At 40.7% G+C, this 22,274-nt stretch carries 16 protein-coding genes; 5 read left to right on the plus strand and 11 right to left on the minus strand.

Features of this window, described 5'->3' with window-relative positions; translation table 11 throughout:
* The first annotated feature begins 44 nt into the window (after positions 1–44).
* From ELQ35_RS20600 to ELQ35_RS20615, 4 genes are all read left to right on the plus strand, one after another.
* A complete protein-coding gene (locus ELQ35_RS20600; protein ID WP_370873470.1) occupies positions 45–395 on the plus strand; it encodes an ASCH domain-containing protein in 351 nt (116 codons plus the stop codon).
* A gap of 9 nt (positions 396–404) precedes the next feature.
* On the plus strand, positions 405–845 hold the full coding sequence (locus tag ELQ35_RS20605; protein WP_126867059.1) for a DUF2269 family protein: 441 nt from the start codon (positions 405–407) through the stop codon (positions 843–845).
* Between the two features lie 447 nt (positions 846–1,292).
* Positions 1,293–1,535 carry a hypothetical protein gene (locus ELQ35_RS20610; RefSeq protein ID WP_126867060.1) on the plus strand — a complete coding sequence of 81 codons (243 nt, stop codon included), beginning with the start codon at positions 1,293–1,295 and terminating at the stop codon, positions 1,533–1,535.
* Positions 1,536–2,265: 730 nt separating this feature from the next.
* Positions 2,266–3,435 (plus strand): pyridoxal-phosphate-dependent aminotransferase family protein, encoded by a 1,170-nt coding sequence (locus ELQ35_RS20615; protein ID WP_126867061.1) that lies wholly within the window; start codon positions 2,266–2,268, stop codon positions 3,433–3,435.
* Positions 3,436–3,523: 88 nt separating this feature from the next.
* On the opposite strand, the gene ELQ35_RS20620 is transcribed toward ELQ35_RS20615, so the two are convergent.
* A complete protein-coding gene (locus ELQ35_RS20620) occupies positions 3,524–5,029 on the minus strand; it encodes a DHA2 family efflux MFS transporter permease subunit (protein ID WP_126867062.1) in 1,506 nt (501 codons plus the stop codon).
* Between the two features lie 188 nt (positions 5,030–5,217).
* On the opposite strand from ELQ35_RS20620, the gene ELQ35_RS20625 reads away from it, so the two are divergent.
* The gene (locus ELQ35_RS20625; RefSeq protein WP_126867063.1) at positions 5,218–6,117 is read left to right on the plus strand and encodes a TetR/AcrR family transcriptional regulator; all 900 of its coding nucleotides are present in this window, start codon (positions 5,218–5,220) and stop codon (positions 6,115–6,117) included.
* Between the two features lie 121 nt (positions 6,118–6,238).
* Here ELQ35_RS20625 and ELQ35_RS20630 read toward each other — a convergent pair whose 3' ends face one another.
* From ELQ35_RS20630 to ELQ35_RS20675, 10 genes are all read right to left on the minus strand, one after another.
* Positions 6,239–9,457, minus strand: a complete 3,219-nt coding sequence (locus tag ELQ35_RS20630; protein WP_126867064.1) for a DEAD/DEAH box helicase — start codon at positions 9,455–9,457, stop codon at positions 6,239–6,241.
* A gap of 445 nt (positions 9,458–9,902) precedes the next feature.
* A complete protein-coding gene (locus ELQ35_RS20635) occupies positions 9,903–11,078 on the minus strand; it encodes a M20 family metallopeptidase (RefSeq protein WP_126867065.1) in 1,176 nt (391 codons plus the stop codon).
* Between the two features lie 2 nt (positions 11,079–11,080).
* Positions 11,081–12,310 (minus strand): Zn-dependent hydrolase, encoded by a 1,230-nt coding sequence (locus ELQ35_RS20640; protein ID WP_126867066.1) that lies wholly within the window; start codon positions 12,308–12,310, stop codon positions 11,081–11,083.
* A gap of 16 nt (positions 12,311–12,326) precedes the next feature.
* Positions 12,327–13,517, minus strand: coding sequence for a hypothetical protein (locus tag ELQ35_RS20645; RefSeq protein ID WP_126867067.1), 1,191 nt, complete (start codon positions 13,515–13,517; stop codon positions 12,327–12,329).
* Between the two features lie 440 nt (positions 13,518–13,957).
* Positions 13,958–14,617 carry a helix-turn-helix transcriptional regulator gene (locus ELQ35_RS20650; RefSeq protein WP_126867068.1) on the minus strand — a complete coding sequence of 220 codons (660 nt, stop codon included), beginning with the start codon at positions 14,615–14,617 and terminating at the stop codon, positions 13,958–13,960.
* Between the two features lie 27 nt (positions 14,618–14,644).
* Complete coding sequence (locus tag ELQ35_RS20655) at positions 14,645–16,141, minus strand: amidase (protein ID WP_221884992.1); 1,497 nt, start codon at positions 16,139–16,141, stop codon at positions 14,645–14,647.
* A 268-nt stretch (positions 16,142–16,409) separates the two neighbouring features.
* The gene (locus tag ELQ35_RS20660) at positions 16,410–16,868 is read right to left on the minus strand and encodes a RidA family protein (protein ID WP_126867069.1); all 459 of its coding nucleotides are present in this window, start codon (positions 16,866–16,868) and stop codon (positions 16,410–16,412) included.
* A gap of 701 nt (positions 16,869–17,569) precedes the next feature.
* Complete coding sequence (locus ELQ35_RS20665) at positions 17,570–18,547, minus strand: ring-cleaving dioxygenase (RefSeq protein ID WP_126867070.1); 978 nt, start codon at positions 18,545–18,547, stop codon at positions 17,570–17,572.
* Between the two features lie 104 nt (positions 18,548–18,651).
* Positions 18,652–20,631, minus strand: a complete 1,980-nt coding sequence (locus ELQ35_RS20670; protein ID WP_126867071.1) for an SEC-C metal-binding domain-containing protein — start codon at positions 20,629–20,631, stop codon at positions 18,652–18,654.
* A gap of 881 nt (positions 20,632–21,512) precedes the next feature.
* Entirely contained in the window at positions 21,513–22,211 is a 699-nt protein-coding gene (locus tag ELQ35_RS20675) for a FadR/GntR family transcriptional regulator (protein ID WP_126867072.1), read from the minus strand.
* Positions 22,212–22,274 lie beyond the last annotated feature (63 nt).

Consider the following 22,274-nt stretch of genomic DNA (forward strand, 5'->3'; position numbering starts at 1 on the left):
ATTATACATTAAAAAGGTTATAAGAGATGAAGGGAGTTTTTTACGTGACTGACCATGAAGCAAACAATGAACTGCCACCAAAAACATGTACGATTGATCGACTCGTAACAAAGCCGGACGATGTAATAAAAGTCCTCGAGGGCAAGAAAACAGCAACGCGCCGGAATGGAAGATATGCTGATGCAGGAGAAGTAATGGTATTAAAGGATAAAAAGTTCGTAGTGGAATGTGTGTATTCTCAGTCGCTAGGCGAGCTAACAAATGAAGATGCCCGCCGGGAGGGCTATGAGACCGCAGAGGCATATAAGCAATCTATTTTGTCCTATCATCCGGGAATGACATGGCTTCCGAAAATGAGAGTATGGGTGCATGAGTTCAGCCCAGTTAATGAGTAACACATAAAAATGGATCTATTGTATCGGATACTAATATATATTCATGTTCTTAGCGTCATCGTATCAATTGGCCCTTTCTTTATTCTATTGCCAATTGCTAAAAAATTACGCATAGCAAAAGAATCTGAAATGAGCGCCTATCTTGACACATTCCGGTCTGTTGTCCGCCTTGCCAAGCATTCAGGTCATGTGCTGGTTGTAACAGGAATCCTGCTGGTCATTTTAGGACCTTGGACTTGGAGTAAACCGTGGCTTGTAATGACCCTTATCATCCTGATTTGTTCATTATTCTTTCTGGCCCGTGCGTTTTCACCTAAGCTTAGGAAGTTCCATGAAGAAGGGCAGAATAGAGATGAATTAGCAGCGAGGCTAAAGCGATCGATTTGGATATACATCGCCCTGTTAATGGTAATGCTTTGGTTTATGGTTGTTAAACCGGCTTTGTGGTAGATAGCATTGTTATAATAATTGCCACTTCACAGAGGTCAAAGGATTTTGGTTCTAATATAGCTGACCAATGTTTAGAAAGTGAAAGATTCATCTCCGGGAAAACTCCAACAACTTCACAGCATGTTCGATTGCTTCATATTCATGCTGATATTCTTTATACCAATTAAGGAGTGTCTGTTTTAGCGAACAGTGCCTGCCACTGTTCGCCATGGATAATGCATTGTACATCTGTGTCCTTCCCACACTTTTTCCTTTAGTGCGAGCATACCTCCCATTTAAGATAGAAGCGCAGTCTAACTCGACCGTCTAACGAGATTTTCAGGATAAATGAGTGAGTTTCAGTCCATTTCAGTGTACTTGAGTTCCTTCTTAAATGTTTTGGCAGAAAAGAGTACTAGATTCTTATTTATCAGGGAGGTTATAATTAATAAAAGGGAGGTGAAAATCATGGATCAAACAGGAGTACAAGAAATACTAACAGCTTTAAAACTCCATTCTGCTCACATTGATGAAAAGTTGAATGTTATGAAAGAACATCTCGAAAATCGAATGGACGAGGGATTTAGCAGCATTGAAACAAACCTGAATACCTTTCGAATAGAATTATCTGAAACCCAAGAAACAGTTGATTATCTTTCCCTTAAAAATGCTCAACATGAAAAAAAACTTCGAAATCCAACGGGACAGTAACAATAGTTCTTCTATGTAGTTTGAAGTATGGCCGCAACATGTGATTCCACAGTGACAACTCAAGCCACGTTTCTTTCCGATTACGCAGGATTCCTTTTTATTTAACTAATAAATTTCCATATTTCGTGTTTATATAGACACTACTATTTATTTTTATTGCATTGCCACCACTCCATTGCATCTGGTTAACAAGTCCTCGATCACCCTCTCTAACGCCTTCCTTTACAAAAAAAAAAGAATAGCATTAACTGATTTAAATAAAGTATATTTACTCAGAAGTTTTTCCTCCTGTGTAATTGGAGTTTTTCAGTTTTCATAATGTTCCTCCAAACGTTTTATAACAAATGCATTTAGTATACCTGCCTCGTTTGGGTAAAGAAGAAAGGTTTAGGAACCATCCTTCATAATCTCTTTACTAATATTAACATAAATATCTAGCATTCATGAGAGTTATAATGGTCGATTCTCTGACCCATAACAAATAAAAGCAGGAAACCTTAATTGGGTCGTTCTTCTTTTTGAAAAAAGCGCCATTGGGCAAGGTATCTCTTTTATTTTATAAATGCCTAAAGCTTTTTTACTAATTCTAACTGTTCTTGAATCTTTCCACGAAAAGACTTCCATTATGATAGAGCAAGAAAAAAAGGTTTTTACTGATTATTATCGAAATAGTTAAGATTGAGAAATGGGTTTATTCATTTTTTGTAACAGTAAACTAGGAGGATGGAAAATGAGAAATGAAGAGATGCTGCTTATACCTGGACCAACACCAGTCGTCGATTCCATTTACGACGCTTTGGCTAGTGAAACAAGAAGTCACACAGATGCGAGGTTTGCAGCTATTTACCGGAGCGCGATTGATAAAACAAGGACGATGCTGAAAACGGACGGCGAAGTGTTTGTGATAGCCGGATCTGGAACAGTGGCAATGGAAATGGCCCTTGTTAATACGGTTGCTGCGGGTGAAAAGATTTTAGTCATCAGCCAGGGCTACTTCGGTGATCGTTTCATTAAATTAGGGGAAGCTTTTGGCATTGAAGTAGACGTACTCCAATCTGAATGGGGAAAGCAAGTTAACCCGGATGATGTTGAGCAGAGACTCGTTAAAGGGAAGTTCAAGGCGGTTACGATCACCCATGCCGACACATCGACAGGCGTCGCGGCCAATTTGGATGTGCTTGTCCCGATTATTAAAAAACATGGGGCACTCGTCATACTCGATGGCGTCTGCGCGACTGCGGCGATGGAAGAAGATATGAGCAGGACGTATGGAGATTCGCATCATAAAATTGATGTCGTTTTAACAGGTTCCCAAAAAGCCATTGGCGTGCCGCCAGGCCTGGCAATCGTCGCCTTTAACAAAACAGCGTTGGACGCACGAGCAAAAATCGAACGTGTGCCTGCCTACTACTGTGATATATACAATTGGATTCCGATCATGAATGATCCCCAAAAATACTTCGCGACTCCGCCGGTGAACCTCATTTACGCCTACGATGAAGGCATGAGATTGGTGTTGGACGAAGGTATGGAAAACAGATATAAGCGTCACGAGGCATTCGGCAAAGCAGTAAGAGCCGCGCTCGCTGTATATGGGATGACAGCTTTGGCAAAAGAAGATGCCGCTGCTGCCACACTCAGCTGCATTCTTTATCCGGAGGGAATGGACGATGCTGCTTTCCGTGCTTCCCTTGCCGAAAAAGGTCTGATTGTCGCCGGAGCCCTTGCCCATTTGGCAGGAAAAGCGTTCCGGATCGGCCATATGGGAAATACGACGGAAGAGATGCTAGAAAAAGCGGTTCTTATGATCGGAGATGCAATGAATGAGTTGGGGTATTCAGTTGATCCAGCCAAGGCAGTGGATTGCTTTAAAGAGTTGGCATATGTTCAGGTAACATAATGACAGTGCCTGTCACCCCGGTTTTTGTCGATAAAAAGGCTCATCCAAAAGTATTATTCGGATGAGCCTTTTTCTATATTTTTAAAGTTTAATTCTCCACCAAATTCGCTAGATTTTTACTTTCAGCTTGTTTTCCGGATATTGTATCTTCCGCTGGTTTTGCACGTTTGATAAAGAAAGCAAGTATGAGTGCAACGCCGGCAATAAATGTAGCTACAAAGAAAGCATCATTAATTCCTTCTAACATTGCTCTCATAGCGATTTGTTGCTGCATTTCAGGCAGTGATTGGCCTGCCGCATTTTTCATTAATTCAGTGGCATGCGTTTCCGTACGAGTGGACATGACTGTGACCAACAACGCTGTACCAATTGCACCGGATACTTGATTTAATGTATTGTTCATGGCCGTACCATGTGGATAGTAGCGTGCTGGCAGCTGATTTAAGCCATTTGTCGAAACCGGCATCAATACCATCGACATGCCTAAACTCCGTACAGAGTTTAAGATCACTAAGTTGGTATACGTAGTATCCATTGTTAATTGGCTAAAATAATAAGTGGTTACCGTTGTAATGATCAAGCCAACGATCGCTAATATACGTCCTCCAAACTTATCAAATAGTCTCCCCGTAATCGGTGACATGACAGCCATCAAAAGGGCCCCTGGCAACATCATTAACCCCGCATCCACCGGAGATATCCCGCGAATCGTCTGAACATAGATCGGAATTAATAACATACCGGAAAACAGAGCCATATTAACGACCATAGTAATGGACGATGATAAGGAAAACATTGGGTATTTAAAAATCCTAAAATTCAGCATCGGCCGTTCTTGCTTTAATTGCCGCAAAATAAACCATACTAAGGAACTGATCCCAACGATTAATGTCCCATAGACTTGAGGGCTATCCCAGCCTTTACTGCCGGCAGAACTAAATCCATATAGCAAGCCGCCAAAGCCAACGCTTGATAATAGCAGCGAAAATAAATCAAGCCGTATATCCACCTTATCCTTTTTATCCTTAAGCAAGAAAAAGCCAATCAAGAGGACAACAATGGCAATGGGTGTGACAAAGTGGAAAAGCATTCTCCAATCATAATGTTCGATGATCCAGCCAGATAAAGTCGGTCCAATTGCTGGTGCGAACATTAAGATTAGTCCAAAGACTCCCATTGCTGCTCCCCTTTTTTCTATCGGGAAGCTCACAAGCATTACATTCATTAACAGCGGCATCATGATCGCTGAACCTGAAGCTTGAACCATCCTAGCTGTTAATAAAACAGGAAATGCATGGGCAATACCGGCAATAATGGTCCCGGTGGCGAATAAGCCCATGGCCACCAGAAATAAGCGCCGAACAGAATATTTTTGAATCAAAAATGCGGTTGTTGGAATTAAAATTCCATTAACTAACATAAAACCTGTAGTCAACCACTGGACAGTGGTTGCATCAACATCCAAGTCCGTCATAATCGAAGGCAACGCGATATTTAATAATGTATTATTTAAAAAAGCAATAAATGCTCCAATCATCAGCACAGCAAGAAGCCCGTACGGTGGACGATCAGTCTTTTTTATGGTATGGTCCATTTTTTTCCCCCTATAGACTTTTGGTTCATGATATTGAACCACAATTTCACACATACAATATAATATACCATCAGTTCAAATATTGCAAAATAAAAATATTCTTGTGTTTACTGTGTTTGTTAAAACAAGTCAAATAATATAATATGTATTCTATACCGGCAGTATAACTAAAAATAAAAGGTGATTATATGAACGACAGGAAACAGCATGTTATCAAAATGGCCCACCAATTATTTATTGACAAAGGTTTTCAAAACACATCCATTCAAGACATATTGGACTATAGCGGAATTTCTAAAGGAACATTCTATAATTATTTTTCATCAAAAAACGAATTATTAGTCACTCTTTTTAAAACAATTTACAAGAGGCTGGAAAAGGAGCGTAATGGATTACTCATTGGCCAAGATCCTTCTAATATTGAAATCTTCATTAAACAAATCGAATATCAAATGAAAACAAATAGAGCAAATAAGTTAATGACCCTTTTTGAAGAAGTACTCGTTTTAAATGATGCCGATCTTAAACCCTTCATAAAACAAGGCCAGCTGAGAATGCTTCACTGGTTATTCCGTCGGTTTATAGACATCTTCGGCGAAAGTAGAAAACCTTATTTGTTAGATTGCGCCATAATGTTTATGGGAATTATACACCATAACCTTAAATATCAAGCTATGGCATATGATTCAAACGCTAGCATGCACCAAGTAGTCCGTTATAGTGTGGAGCGAACAGTGAAGATGGTTGACGAAGTCTCAGAAGCAGGTGATCAATTGATCCAACCTGAGTTCTTAGATAGGTGGTTGCCAGACAGCAAGAATACTGACCCAGCTTTTCAACAGGAGCTTTATCACACAGTATTAGCATTAAAAAAAGCTGTAAACCATAACAGAGAACAGTCTAATTACCTAGAGTTGCTGGACTTTGTTCAAGATGAACTTTCGAATTCAAAGAATCCTCGGAAATTTCTCGTTAAAAGTGCCCTCTTATCATTGAAGGAGGGGCAAGAAACTTTTGAAAAAAAAGAACTCCAAAAGCTTGACCAACTGGTTGCAACCTTTTTTACGCAAAAAGCGGAAACAGACTAATATTACATCCCTAATCCTACGGAATTGTTGATTCAAAAAAATGCAATTCGGCACAGAGCGGGTAAGGCGACACCTAAAAGAGGGGTTGCCTTATTCCAAATTGAGTTGTACTTAACTCCTTCTAAATCATCAATATTTCCCGAATGTCCTCTTCGGTAAGAGCAGATGGCGCTTTCTCCTCAGAATCGATGATTTCTTCAATTAGATGTCTCTTTTTCTCTTGCAGTTGATTCATTTTTTCTTCGATTGTACCGCGGGCAACAAGCTTGATGACCTGTACAACATTTGTCTGGCCAATGCGATGGGCGCGGTCAGCTGCTTGCTCCTCGACTGCAGGATTCCACCAAATGTCATATAGAATAACGGTATCGGCACCCGTCAGATTGAGGCCTGTACCGCCTGCTTTCAAGGAAATCAGGAATAAATCACGTTCGCCTGCATTAAATCGATTGCAGATCTCCACCCGTTCTTCTGATGGGGTTTGTCCATCAAGGTAGAAATAAGGCAGCCCTTGAATCGCTAAATCTCTGCCTATGAGCTCAAGCATTTTCGTAAACTGTGAGAAAATCAATACCCTCCTTCCAGAAAGCTTTGATTCCTCTACAATTTGCTTCAGCTGTTCAAATTTCGCTGAACTACCTTGATAGCCGTCCACAAACAAGGCTGGGTGACAACAAATCTGTCGTAACCGAGTCAAACCTGCGAGGATTTTGATACGATTTTTCCGGAGAGTATCCTTGTCCAGATGCTTAAACGTGTCATGTCTCAGCTTCGCCAAATAGGCAGCGTACAGCTTCTTCTGATCAGGAAGCAACTCCACTGATTCCAACGACTCGATTTTTTCAGGAAGCTCTGAAAGTACATCCTCTTTCAACCTGCGGAGCATAAATGGACGGATCCTCCGGGCAATCGTTTCCTTTGAGAGGTTACTGTATTCCTTTAACCCCGGGAATAGTTCAGGAAAGACAACGTAAAAAATGGACCACAGCTCTTCTAGTGAATTCTCCACCGGTGTACCAGTGAGGGCGAAGCGATAATCTGCCTTTATCCTTCTCACCGCTCGTGCTGTTTGTGTCACAGGATTTTTGAAGACTTGAGCCTCATCAAAAAACAAAGTGTGAAAGGCTTGTTTCTCAAACCAATTTATATCCCTGCGTAACAACGGATAGGAGGTAATGACGACATCCATATTTGTTATATCTTTCTGTATCTTGAACCTGTCTGTTTGATTGCCATCAACGACAACGGCTTGTAAATCCGGAGCAAATTTGATGATTTCACTAAGCCAGTTATACGTCAAAGATGATGGGCAAACAATAAGGACCGGGAGCTCGCTTTTACGGATGTTCGGAAGCTCTGATAGAATGAACGTAATGCTTTGCAGCGTTTTACCCAGTCCCATATCATCTGCGAGAATCCCTCCGAAGCCATAACTGGCAAGTGTTTTCATCCATTTGTAGCCGCGTTTTTGATAGTCTCGCAATATCGGCTCTACACTCTTCGGCACCTCGAACTCCAGACTGCCCGGATTGCGGATGTTTTCCAAGAACTGACGGAATGATTCCTCTAACGTGAATGCATTACTATCATCAATAGAATTAAGAAGCTGAAGACCCTGTAAAATTGGTAATTTCAAGCCACTGTCCAGATCTTCATTCTGAATCGGAAGTGCATTCAGAAAACGATTGATTTCTTCAAATTCCCTTGTCTCCAATGAGAGTAGCGATCCGTTCCGCAAACGATAATACTTCCGTTTTTCCTCTAACGCTAAAAGAACCTCATGAATCTGTTTTTCAGGAATAGCTTCCATTTCAAATTTGAATTCCAGCCAATTGGTCCGTTCTTTTTTGACCTTCACCCTAACCTGCGGACGACCATTTCCTCTGAAAATCCGGTTTCTCACTGCCGTAGTAGCGTATAATTGTACAAGCTTTTGAAGTTTCGGAAGGACATGGTACAAAAACTCATACTCCAACTCTTCATTATGCAAAAAATATCCGCTGTCCGTCTTGGCAAACGAGCTATCCTCCATCAGCCGCAGGATCGCATCCTCCTTCTCCACATCCCTTATAATCATGGAGCCTGCCCGGAGGTCGCGACTTTCAAGAGGATTAATCACGAAATTTTCATAGTGAAACTCCAGCCCGGCAAGCAGGCGATTTTTCACACGATCCAAGTATAGTTTGGCAATCAACGGTGTCTTCATAAACTCGGAAATAGCTCCAGATATTTGGATATCGCCTAACCTTTTCAAACCTGGAACCACTTTTTCCAGGAAAAAACTGATTTGTTCCCGAGGAATCGGAATTTGATTCGTTCCTGAAGCATTTAGCAGCTGTTTCAGGTCCGAAAGACGTTTGCAGTCCTCACTTTTCAGCTGGACTAATTTTCCTCCAGATAGAACAGACCTGTATGAATCCAAGACAATCATACGATTCAACCCTTTGATCTTCAGTTGATAGCCTTTTCCCTCAGTCTCTGCAAAATCAAACTGTAAAGGAAGCGGTTCGTCCGATACGTGAAGACCTTCAAATGTATTCCCATCATACCCAAGCTTCACCAATGGTGCTCTTATAAGTAAAGGCATTAGCCGTTCCCAAGAAGATGGTGGAATCAGTAATATGTGATTGCTGATTGTATAGTCAGGTTTGTCCGCTAGTGCGTCAACATATACTTTTTCATCATGGGTCACTTGGATAAGCTGCTGAATAACAGTATTTGTTTCTTTTTGAAAGCAATGAAGGCTCGGGTCGTACGTGAATGAACTGGAAAGCAAGCTGGGATTCCCTTCTTTCACTTGATCCAGAAAATCTCGGATATTTTGCACAATGGCCGGACCGATCTTAACTTCTATTCCGAACATGTGGCGTCCCTTGCCTATGGTGACGGGTTTACACGTGAACTCTGCATCAAGCACTTTTCTTTTTTCAAAGTGAAGCTGATAGCCGCTTGATCGTGTAGGCTGATCATTGAAAAGAGTCAGCAAACCTTCTGTAAGCGCCTGATTTGTTGAGGAGCCGGACTGACCTTCTCTTGAACCAGCCGGGCTTGTTCCTTGACGCTGATATTCGTAAACCGATAGCAAAACAGCCGCAATATGCTGACAATCCCTTTGAAAGGAAGCTAGCGCAGGGCAGCTGCATTTCGTGCGAAAGCCTCCGTCGGCATCCGTTTCAATGGTGACATGGAAATCTTCCATTCCCGTAACTGTTGCTTCACAACCATCGGGACTGTATTTTTCAAATGTTACTTTATTAGCATGATAGAAAGCGTCTCCTCTTTTGAAGGAGACGGTACCGCACATTTCTTTAATGACTTTTTGATTTAACTTTATATCCAAATGCCTTGCTCCTTTCTGAGGATATTTCCTTCTGTTATCAAGACTTATATTTTGCTGAACCTATATCTAACTTTAAAATATAAGTATAAAGTATTCAAAGGGGATATGAATATGATTGTGCCTGGTGAGACTCTTCTTGAACACATTCTTATCGAAGAGATTTACTTAGAAAATAATAATGGACGATTATGGTTGGCATAATCGTCCTTGTTCAGGAGTGAATTACTTAATCGCGTTGCTAACTTTCAGCTTCTTTCCTTTGATTGTTATATTACCACACTGGTATTATGTCGGGTGAAGAAGAACATGCCATACGGGTAGCTCACAGCATTCAAGCAGGTACTACCATGATTCATATAGTCACTTACTCAGAACGAAAGGTTATCCTTCTCTTCACAAAAAAGGTTGTCCCAAAATTCTAGCATCTGGAACAACCATTTTACCATTATTCGTTCAAATATGCCCATGCGTATTGAGCGTATAGTTCTGCTCCTGTTACTAGCGAATCCTCGTCAATATTGAATTTGCCGTGATGATGTGCCCATTCCGTATCTTTTTCGGGATTTCCGCTTCCAACGAGAGCGAAACTACCGGGGACTTCGTCCAAATAAAAGCTAAAGTCTTCGCCACCCATCGTCGGCTTTTCATTATATAAGACGTCTTCACCGAATGCTTCTAAAGCGACCTTTTGGACTAGTTTGGCGCTGTTTTCATCATTAATGACAGCTTGGGTGCCGCGAATGTATTCAACCTCCGCACTTGCGCCATACAGGGCAGCCACATTTTCGGCGTAATGCTGGATTTGTTTTTCAACATGGTCGCGCGTGTCAGGATTGAAACATCGGACGGTGCCTTCTATGAAAGCATTTTCCGCAATCACATTGAATCGTGTGCCGACGGCCATTTTTCCTACTGTAAGAACTGCTGGATTTTGGGGATCAATTGTCCTTGAAACGACAGCTTGTACATTCATGACAAATGCGGAGGCAACGATTGCTGCATCGATACAATCCTGCGGCATGGCGCCGTGTCCGCCTTTCCCTTTGAATGTAACCTTGAAAATGTCCGCTGAAGCAAAAGAAGGCCCTGGTGTACATGACACATTGTGGGTCGGCATCTGTGACCATATATGTATGCCGAATACATTATCAACACCTTCGACAGCCCCCTGTTTCATCATTTCTCTTGCACCTTGTGCAACTTCTTCAGCAGGCTGAAATAATAACCGAACGTTTCCTGGCAATTCGTCTTTTATTTCGTTTAGTGCTTTAGCTGCAATCAGCAGCATCGCAGTATGGGCATCATGACCGCACGCATGCATTTTCCCATCTTCCTTTGAAGCATATGTCAAATCTTTGTTTAACTGTTCAACAGGAAGTGCGTCCATGTCGCCCCTTAAAGCCACGGTTTTTCCTGCCTTCGCTCCTTCTATATTTGCAATAACACCTGTCGGTTCTGTTCTTCGGTATGGAATCCCTAAATTTTCCAGATACTCACAGACAAAGGCAGTCGTCTTTTCTTCCTCCCATGATAATTCAGGCTCGCTATGGAACTTTCTGCGTAATTCTGTCAGTTCTTCACTATATTGTTGGATTGCGTCTTTTAATTTTTGATGAATCATTTCTATTCTGCCTCCGTTAAGTTCTTAGCTGCTTCGTAAAGGATTTGAACAGCGTTTGCTAAATGGTGTGAATCCGACCATTCTTCCTGACAATGGCTTAGTCCATCTTTACTTGGAACGAAAATCATGCCTACATCTGTAACATCGGAAAAAACCATGGCGTCATGGCCCGCACCGCTGTTGATGGAACAATACGGAATTTCCAATTGACTGCTCTGTTGCTTTAAAAGGGAACGAATATCTTCATTCAATGCTTTTGGCTGAATGTATAAAAGTTCCTCAACGGATGTATGGATCCCATTTTCACAATATGACTGAATCAATTCTTTCGTTTTCCGGATGACGTTACGGACATTTTCTTCCTTCCCGGACCTGATGTCCACAGTAAATACCGTCTTTTCCGGAATGACATTTGCTCCGTTTGGAAATACATGGAGACGGCCGGTCGTAATCACCGTCCCTTCTCCTTCCTCGATCGCAAGTCCCGGAAGCTGTCCAATGATCTTTGCAGCGGTTACTAAGGTATCAGACCGGCGATCCATCGGGGTCGTACCCGCATGCCCAGCTTGTCCTTCTACCGTCACTTCCAACTGTGTCAAACCTACAATGGCTTCAACCACTCCAATCGGAATGTTTTTCTCCTCAAGAGTCGGTCCTTGTTCTATGTGCAATTCCAGGAATGCCTTCATCGTTTTTGGATCTCTTTTTTTAGGAAGGGACGGATCCAGTCCGATTTTTGACATCGCTTCTTCCGTGGAGATACCATCTTTATCTTTTTGAATTTTAAAATCTTCCTCACTAAGCGTCCCGACTATTCCTCTTGATCCCATCAGTCCACCGCCAAATCTTGCACCCTCCTCTTCTACAAGTGCAACAATTTCTAATGGATATTTGGGTATTAATTTATTCTTAGAGAAAAGAGCGGCCACTTCCAGACCTGCCACAACGCCTGCAGGACCATCATACGCCCCTCCATTTGGAACCGAGTCAAAATGAGAACCGATCATTACGCTGGGTGCATCTTTTAACGTGCCTTCAAGTTTACCGAAGATATTTCCAAAACCATCTTCCCGAATTTGTAATCCAAATTCCTTCATTTTCTCTTTTATATAATTACGTGCTTGTAAATCTTCATGGCTATAAGTAAGCCGAGTGACGCCTCTAAGAGGTGTTGATGTAAATTCCCTTAATGTATGAATATGCTGTTCAATCCTTTGTTCGAGTTTCTCCACAATACCCCTCCGTTATTTACAATAATCCTACAAAAATACCTGCTAATATAACCGACACAATGGTTACCGTTATGAATCCGCCAACAAGCATAGGCGGCAGCATGCGGCTAGTCAAAACTTCTCTTTCCTTCTCATCCTCTGTTAATGATTTGATGACTTCGTTGGTGATAATATAGTCAGCTGGAAATCCATATAAAGCAGTCAACGATACAGAAAACGCCATTTCTTTTGAGACTTTTAAAAGTTTACCTGCAATGAATGAAAATACATACATACCGATTACACCTAAAACAATAGTACCGACGAGAGGATATAAAATCTCGAGCATCATACTTGGAGTCGCTTGTTTTAATCCATCAAAAATGAACAGCATAAGAGCCATGATCGCAAATCCGAAGCCATTCGCTTTTTGTAGCACCTGTTTTTCCAGAAAACCAATGCTTGAAGCAATAACACCGAACAATAAGCAAAGAACAAACGGGCTGATCGACACAATCGGCGCCGATATAGCAGAAACCAGGTAAGCAAGATAGGCGACAAGTGCAAGCCTTAAAAACTTGAAGAAATCCGTGTTATATTTAGCGGGCATGTTTTTAAACAGCTTAAGCTCAGTTTTTCCTTTTTCCAAAGGGGCAGTGGTTTCCGGTTCTTTTATCGTTAGCTGTCCATTTCGATATTGCGTAAGAAGCCTCTTTCCTTCTTTTTTCAACATGATCGACGTTAATGGATAACCTGCAAATCCCTGCATCACATAGATGACAATCGCAAACACGGATAGCGACACGAGACCCGCTTCCTTTGCTCCTTCTGACATGATTAATGCAGATACTACCCCGCCCACTAAAGGCGGAATCGCTACGACTACTGTCTCAAAGTCGTAAATGAATGTTCCAATACTAAATAAAATGGCAATAATGCCCAAAATTCCTGAAAGGGCAATTAAAATCGTCTTCCATTGATTTTTCAATTCCTGAATCGATAGCAAAGTGCCCATATTTGTGATTAATAAGTACATCAACATAGTCGCTACGACCGGTGGCACACCTGCCAATGCGACAATATCCTGCGGAAAGAACGTCCAATACCCGAGGAGGAACAGGACGGCGCAGACGAACATAGAAGGTACCCAGGCTTTTGTTCGAACAGCGACCAGGTCTCCGATAAATAAAATAAGAAGCAGAATAACTAAAGCTAACATCTGTGACATAAGAAGCCTTCACCTTCCTTTATTTTATTATACTGAAACAATAACACTGAATCTAGTGAATTTAAAGACTATTTCTTCTTTTCAGTTAAAAATATTTTGGAAACTTAAGTGTTTTTCAATTACAGCGCATGTAACGCCCTAAATTTAGTAGAATTATTCGTATGAAAACACGGATAATCTTTAAGACCGCACCTCACTTTTTCGTACTTTTCCTCTAAATTATTATTTCCAAAAAATATTAAACCAACAAAAATTCACAGTTAGGTTACCATCTATTCCTCCACCCCAAGTCCGGTTATCATAAAATTCTTTCGTCACCACGATGAATAACATTCTGAAATTTGAAAAGAACATTGATTTAGAGGAAAAAAATCCACCCATAAAACTGATTATTCAGGTGGATGATAGATTGTTTTTTTATGCATTGCAGTGTCATATTTTCACACTCTATTTGCGTTTTTTTCGATCTTCTCAATATAGTTGTAAATTGTGTATTTTGATACAGACAACAGTTCAGCAATTTGCTGGACAGCACCTTTAATCTGGAAGAGCCCCGCTTCATCAAGCAAACTTATAAAAGACATTTTCTCTTCCTTTTGCATTAATGGGATAGGTTTTCCAATTTTCTTGATGCATTCTTCAATAATTTGTTCCATTAGCCCGGAAATAGTAGTAGCAAAGGATTCCTCAGTACTTGCTTGGCCTTCATGTTGAGATATCGAATTGATACTTTTCAGCATCGTCTCTGCCATCGTTAGGTGTGTGACATCTAAGTTGATGCATAAACAGCCGATTTCCTGCTGATTTTCATCCTTGATAAAAATAGAACTGGATTTAATCATTTTGTCTTTAACACTTTTATTCTCGTAATTAAGGATAAAATCTTGATGATGTTTACCAGACCGCAATATTTTTAACCCCAGGTTGGTAATAGGCGCATCAAGGCTTCTCCCGCTCACATGCCCGTGATGGATAGCTATAATAGTTGAAGGCAGTTCTCTCAAATCATGCAGGACAACTTCGCAAAATTCTCCAAATGTCCGGGCTAAACCTTCTACGACCGGAATATAACTAGCCAATATTGGATGAGGTTTCTTCATATGATTCTCCCATTCCTTACCATTATCTTATAGTTGAGGGACGCTTAATGGACGGTTTTTACAAATGTCATAGGTGTGTTGCCATGGCTTAAGTTTTTCAAAAACAGCACTCGCAGTTAACACGTCACTATCACCGTACCGTTTCCCGATTATTTGCATACCGACCGGGAGACGGCCGTTCGCGAGTCCTGCCGGGATCGATGCGGAAGGATGGCCTGTTAAATTCGTAATAAACGTCATGGCCCACCCTAATAAGGAATCAACTTCTTCCCCGTTTATATGGGTTGGCCCTACTGTATTGCCGCCTGGAACGTTCTCTACAGGAAGAACAGCCGCAGTAGGTGTGATTAATAAATCGTAGTTTTTGAATACATTTTGGACAGTATCATACATTTTCGTGCGCATTATTTGATCCCGATTCACATCAAGCATATTACTCTCATACACTTTTTCTATCCATTCAATGTATTGCGGAGGTAAATCATCACGATGGTCCTTGAGTAAGTCAATCCCTCTGGATTTGAAAGCTTCCATCAATCCAATCGATCCCCTCATCGCAATGCGGGTAAACAAATCGCTCAATTCCAGTTGATGATACGGGACCCCCAGCTCGACCTCTTCGACCGTCGCTCCTGCCTGTTCGAATACCTTTACAGCATCGGCTACTATTTTTGCAACATCTTCGTCAACAGGGTACACATCAAAGTTTGGACTGTATGCAATTCGCCATCCTTTGATAGATCCGTGCAAGGCGGCCATGAAGTCTACTTTTTCATTTGCGCTATGCGGATCGCGATCATCATACCCGGTTAACACGCTAAGGCCCATGGCAGCATCCTCAACCGTCCGAGTGAGCGTCCCTTCGGTTGAAAAGATATGAGTCCTGAATCCATCCGGCCTTCCCAGGAAAGGAACCCGGCCTCCAGCAGGTTTAAATCCATAAATACCGCTCCAGGCTGCAGGAATACGAGTCGACCCGCCGCTATCGGATCCTTGAGCGATCGGAACAAGGCCATCGGCAACAGCCGCCGCGCTGCCGCCTGAAGAACCGCCGGGATTCCTGTTTAAAGCAAACGGATTCCGAGTGGGGCCAAACAAATAATTATCTGTGACCCCGCGAAACCCTAACACAGGGCTATTTGTTTTTCCTATTAGTATGCCGCCCGCTTTTTCTATACGCTCTCCATAAGCACAATAATTGGTGGCCACGTTGTTCTTGAAAGCCTTGACCCCTCCAAAAGTTGAAACCCACCCCGGCTTGGATCCGAACAAATCCTTTAAGGCAGTAGGCACTCCATGAAATGTTCCGACTTCCTCACCAGCGAGGATTGCTCTCTCCGCTTCCTTTGCATTTCTCAATGCATCTTCATATCCAAAATAGACAAAGGCATTTAAGCTTTTGTTTCGTTCCTCGATTCGCTCGATAAACGCTTCGGTTACTTCAACAGGTGACAGTTCCCGATTCTTTATTCTCTCAGCTAATTCGCTTGCTGACATATAAGCCACTTCGTTAGGTAAAATCAATTTTCAAACCTCCCTTTCCTAATATTTGTTATGTTTGTCCGTTTTTTTATTTTGAAGCCAGCACCTTTCTTGGTTTGCTGACGAAGTATTTTCCTTCTTTAAACACATGGAAGACGTCTTTACAGCAACACTATGGTCATGAACGGCCGTCGTTTTTCCGGCATGTGTCCTCGGCAATAGCGGTACGAAGTTCTTCCTCACCAAATGGAGAAGAATCCGGGTTATGTGGGCACCCCCCTGATGGAAATGATTTATTACGAGAAGCTTCTTACTCCTCGATTTCAATTACCATTTCTATCTCCACCGGTAAATTCATTGGAAGAACATTTGTGCCAATGGCTGACCGGGCATGTTTTCCCTTCTCGCCAAGAACTTCTACGAGAAAATCGGATGCCCCGTTGATTACTTGCGGATGATCATAAAAATCGCTGGTGCTACTTACAAAACCAAGAAGTTTAACTACCTTCTTTATTTTGCTTAGATCCCCCAGCTCCGCCTTTACTACACTCAATAAATTGATGGCCGTAATTCTAGCCGCGTCATAACCTTGTTCAACAGAAATATCCTGGCCCAGCTTCCCTTGGTAAACGGGCTTTCCATTACGAAAGCATCCTTGGCCGGATGTAAAAAGAAGATTTCCCGTACGATTTACGGTTACATAGTTTGCAAGGGGTTGTGGTGCTGTCGGTAAGTCGTATCCTAGTTCCTGTAATTTCTTTTCTATCATTTTTTATCCTCCCCTTAAAATTCTGAATTGTATTTTATTTTACATCGCTTTAAAGTTGTAAGGCAACAAAAAATTTTGAAACTTAAAAATTTTTTGGAATTTGAGATGCCAATAACCCCTCATTTTCGTCAAAAAAACTCATCTATCGCATTAAGATGAGCTTTATCTTGTAATTTAAATCCAAGTATTCCGCCATTTTCATTGGATTACATAATGATTTTTTAAATGGAATAGTGTATAAGTCTCGCGATATATAAAAAAGTTAATGATACAAAGCTGTTGCAGAAAGAAGACCCTGTATTCATCACCATCCTGCGCGAAGACTGTATGAGATAGAAGATCGCAAAAATAAACAATAAATCAAGATGGAGTAATAAGCATCCATTGCTTGGCCTCTCTTAAAACTCAGAAACACTTTGATAAAGGCATACACAGGAATGGAAATAAACAAAAATACAATCAGCGCAACAAGAAAACCTCTCCCTCCCTTTCCTGTCAAAAGTACTGGTTAGTATTTTAATAAACCATCACCCACTGTCAAGCTATGACAAAAAGCCACCCTGCTAATAAAAGGATGGCTTTACTGTGTTTTTTCTCCGCTTTCAACTTATATAGTTTTTAGAAAGAATAGTAAGCTTACACTCCTTTACAAGGATAATATTGAGCAAAAATACAAAGGAGAGACTAGCTTTTTCTTTCTATTATTCCTTAATGAATTCTTTTGTGCTTCTTATTGTATCTATCGGCCGAACTAATTTTTCGATCTCGTCACGTTTTGGTTCTAAGAATGGAGGCAATGATAACTTTTCTCCAAGCGTTTCATAAGGTTCATCGCCCATAAATCCTGGACCATCTGTTGCAAATTCAAATAAGATTTGTGGGGCAACTCTTGCATACAATGATTCGAAAAAATGGCGATCTACATAACCGGACGTATTGAATCCGAAACTTGGCATACGGCTAATCCATTCTTCAAGAACAGAACGGTCTTCCACACGGAATGCCGCATGGTGCACTGTACCAAAACCTTGTCTTGCTTCAGGAAGAATCGCATTATATTCTACGACTACTTGCGCACCATTTCCTCCTTCACCGACTTCAAATAAATGGAACGATCCTTCGTTATCTATTTCCTTAAATAATAGAACCTTTTCCAGCATTTCTTTAAAATGAGCAAAATTAGCGACACGAACAAAGATTGGCCCTAAACCAGTAATCGCATATTCAAGAGGAACCGGTCCTTTTTGCCATGGTGAACCAGCAGCAACGCCCTCATTGTTTTCATCTGAAATCAATTGGTAATCCTGGTCATCAAAATCGGCAAAAGAAAGTGTCTTCCTGCCAAATTGTTCTTTGACCCCAGAATGTTTTACATCCAATCTGTCAAAACGTTTAACCCAATAATCGATGGCTGGATTACTAGGTACCCGGAAAGAGGTTTTTGAAATTTCGTTTGTTCCATGTACGCCTTTTGGAATGCCAGGAAAATCAAAGAAAGTCATATCTGTACCCGGGCTGCCAGTATCATCCGCAAAGAATAAGTGATACGTTTGGATATCGTCCTGGTTAACGGTTTTCTTTACTAAACGCATCCCTAAAACATAAGTGAAAAATTCATAGTTCTTTTCCGCACTGCTTGTAATGGCCGTAACGTGGTGGATTCCTTTTAATCCGTTCATTTAATTACCTCCAATTAATCTCCTCTTTTGTTTAAAAAAAGGTACTTATACCTTTTAGCTGATTAATCTTCAATGTCGATCGCATCTTCTCATTTACATGCCAACTAGGCCTTCATCAACCATTCAATCAATTCCACATGCTCTCTCCATAAATGCAAATGCTGGTCTGCATAAATAATCGCTTCGGATTCATCTCCTAATCCATATGTGGCTGGGGTATTTCCGGGAAGTTTCTTTTTTCCGGTTAAATAATCCAAGACATATGGATTTTCACCTTTTGCTTTTTTCAATAGTTTTTTTGCCTTTTGCGATGTACCATTTTGTAAGTATTCGATTAGCAACTTGTTGAATGCACCATTTGCAGTTATTTCTTCGTTAAACTGCTTTAATAGTGATTCTGCCTTTTGGAACAAGCCTTTTTCCACGTGAGCGATGAATAGTTCATACCGGACTCCTTGATTATCCATTGGATTCAACTCCAGAAGCTCCTCATATTGCGCAATTGCTTCTTCACGCTTGCCCTTTTCGTGTAAAAGCAAACCATAACTGAATTTTGCCCGCATATATGCACGTGTGCTTACAATCCCCCAAAAGTGGCCTTTATTTTCACTGAAAAATGATTGTCCTAATTCCTTTTCTCCTGCTTCCATACCCTTTAAGTAAAGGTTCTGTCTTTCTTTTGGGTTCATTTCATACTCTGCTAAAATATTGTATGCATCTGGGCTATTTGGGTATAATTTCAATGCCTTTTTTGCAAGCTGCAGGCGCTTGCTTCCTGATGCTTCGTACGCATCAAATAATAGTTCTTGCGCTTTTTCTTTGTCGGATAATTTTGCCGGGGACGGTTTTTGATTATTTATCCGTTTATTCATAAAATCGTTCAATTCGTCAATCGATTCAAAATCTCTGTCACCAATCTCCCTCTCCATGTTAAGGAGCTCTCGTTCCATCGTTATTCTTGAATTCGTGAAGGCATTTCCAACCTTTTCTTCACCAAAAATGTGCTCACCATCAAAGAAAGCATCTTCATCATCAATCGTTTCAAGCTTATCATGCAGATCCTCGATTTCTTCAGAAAGGACATTCTCTAACTCTTTAAACTTTGTTGAGATACTGTTGCTGGAGATATCGAATTCTTCAGCCAATTCTTTTTGTGTTATCATCCCTCCGAACGGGAGCAACTTATCAACTAAATAGACTAACGCTGCTTCATATACGTTTGACTTTTTAATTGTTGGATTTCTTCGCATACAGTACGTATTCCAGAGATATACGCCTAGATGGATAACGGTTTCTTCATGCCCATAATTCTTCATATATTCTTGGTAATTTACAGCAACTTCCTTATGTTTGGCCGATTTCCATTCCAAATCGTCAATTGATACATCAGCTTTTCCAAAGATAAAGAGGTCAAGTACTTCAAGAAAAGATGCAGCCATAAAGTCAACCGGGCTTTCTTCCCCACTCTCATCATATAGAGATAATACAGCGTCTTTTAGTTCCTCTGATTCATCAGCTGGCATATCAAGGAATGTTGTAAAAAATACAGATGTCGGCCCAGCAGGTAAAATCGTCCCCAATACCAAACCACCAGTCTCTACTTTATGTTCCTCTTCGAGTACTTTGACCTTTTGTACCTCTTGTGAAAAAATATCTTGAACAGTTATATGCTGATTCCCCTCTTGGTGTTGAATGATGGACACAGAAGGCTTAGCTTTTTTCCATGTTCGCAAAATATCCTTTATTCTTTGTCTGCTAAACTTTTCTATATTCCGATCAATGTACTCTTCCAATATGGTTTCTTCATCTACTTCCACTGAAGTGATGAACCATGTAGTTCCAAAGAAATTAAACATCTCCATTGCTTCATCAGGTATATCAAATTCCTCGTAGCATTCTTCCAAATAATCTTCCATTTCTTCTTGGTAATTTTCCATTGCATAATGAAGAATGTCGAGCTGAATTTCATGCAGTTCTTTTTCTATCAGGAGTTCCATGGATAAAACATTATTCTTCCCACAGCACTTCTTATATTTCTCCCCACTGCCACAAGGGCATAAATCATTCCGTCCAATCTTTACCATTAACTGAACTCCCCTTTCATCAATTATTGTAGTTTTATGATATCAAATTTTTAAGGTAGCAGTCTGGTATAAGGGTAGATTGACATACAATCTTCCATTTTGAACAAGGCTATCATGCCCGCTTATCCAAATCAAGCCTCTTTGCAGTTGCGAAAACTAAACAGTCCATCGCTCAGTATCTACTGAATAAAATGACAGCTGCAAAATAAAAACACCCTTTGTGGCAAAGGGTGAATGAAACAGAATCAAAGCTTTACAAAATTTCACCACTCACATATAAGTGAGTCTGGCCAAAATAGTACTCCAAAAGTAATTGTAAACAGGGCCCACGATAAGTTGGAATTTTCGAAATCTCTCAATTCTGAGGTCATTGAGCTATTGTTTATTATATCAATGCGCCCTCTTTATACTTTGTTTCAAGTGTTGGAGCTAAAGCCGTTATCCCATTTTGAACAAATGCCCAAATTTCTGCTGTAAGGGCACCTAAGACCATCGCACTTGGTATGTGACAAATGACGATCTAAACACTATGATTGCATTTGCAGCTCTAGTCGTATCAATTATTGTTGCAGCACGTTCTGGCAAAAATAAAAACGACTAGCCCACCCTGATTTGGCGGTCGGGTCATGGGAACTAGTCATTTTCTTATCGACCTCAGCCACCGCAAACTTATACTGCGGAGTAGCCAAGACGGAGACTCAGGTGTATCGAGCACCTGGGTCTTTATTTATTATGTTATCTTATGTTAATCATATACTAATAATTCTTATTCATCAAGTATTCGAATAGCATTCGCTAAAGCCTCATTACTTTGTGTTAAATCATATGCTTGTGGCTGAAGGCAAACCACTCTCATCTCAATGCCTATTTGGAATGACTCATTAATAATTTTGTTTTTTCTGTAGAAATCCATGAACACTGGTAATGTGATTCACCATTAAATCGCTTGCGAGTTCCGCATTTCGTTGTTTCATTGCGGTAAGAATATCCTTGTGATATTGAAGGGAATCATCCATTATTCCTGGAACAGTTACCGCTTGTACTTGAGCATGTTCAATTAATTTGTTGATAGATTGGTATAGATGATACATAACAAGGTTCTTGGATGATTTGGCAATTTTCTCATGGAAATGTAGATTGGCTGAAACATAATCTTCTTGGTTATCTTTGTTAATGGCTAATTCCATGTTTACAATGGTTTTCTCCATTTCAATGAAGTCTTCTATGGTCGCTCTTGTGGTTGTCAAGTAAGTTAATTCTCTTTCAATGAATCTTCGCGATTCAAAAATGTCCTGCCAATCGGTAGATGAAAAATAAAGAAGAAACATGAGGGAATCAGTAAAGAATTTATCATGGTTTCCCGTTATGACCGTTCCTTTTTGCGATTTTTCAATTAATCCTTGTGCTTCCAAGACTTTTAAGGCTTCACGCAAAGAAGGTCTCCCGACTTCAAACAAAGTCATGAGTTCTCTTTCTGGTGGTAGTTTATCGCCTTGGTTTAATTCTCCTTGCAGAACAAGCTCTTTAATTTGGTTCACAATACTATCGGTTACATTAATACGTTTAACGGGTTCTATCATTCTAATTTCACCTTTTCTTCATTGTTGTAGGGCTGTCTATCATGTTAATAGCTATAAAGTAAT

This window comes from Peribacillus cavernae (genome assembly GCF_003989135.1).
Lineage (GTDB): Bacteria > Bacillota > Bacilli > Bacillales > DSM-1321 > Peribacillus > Peribacillus cavernae.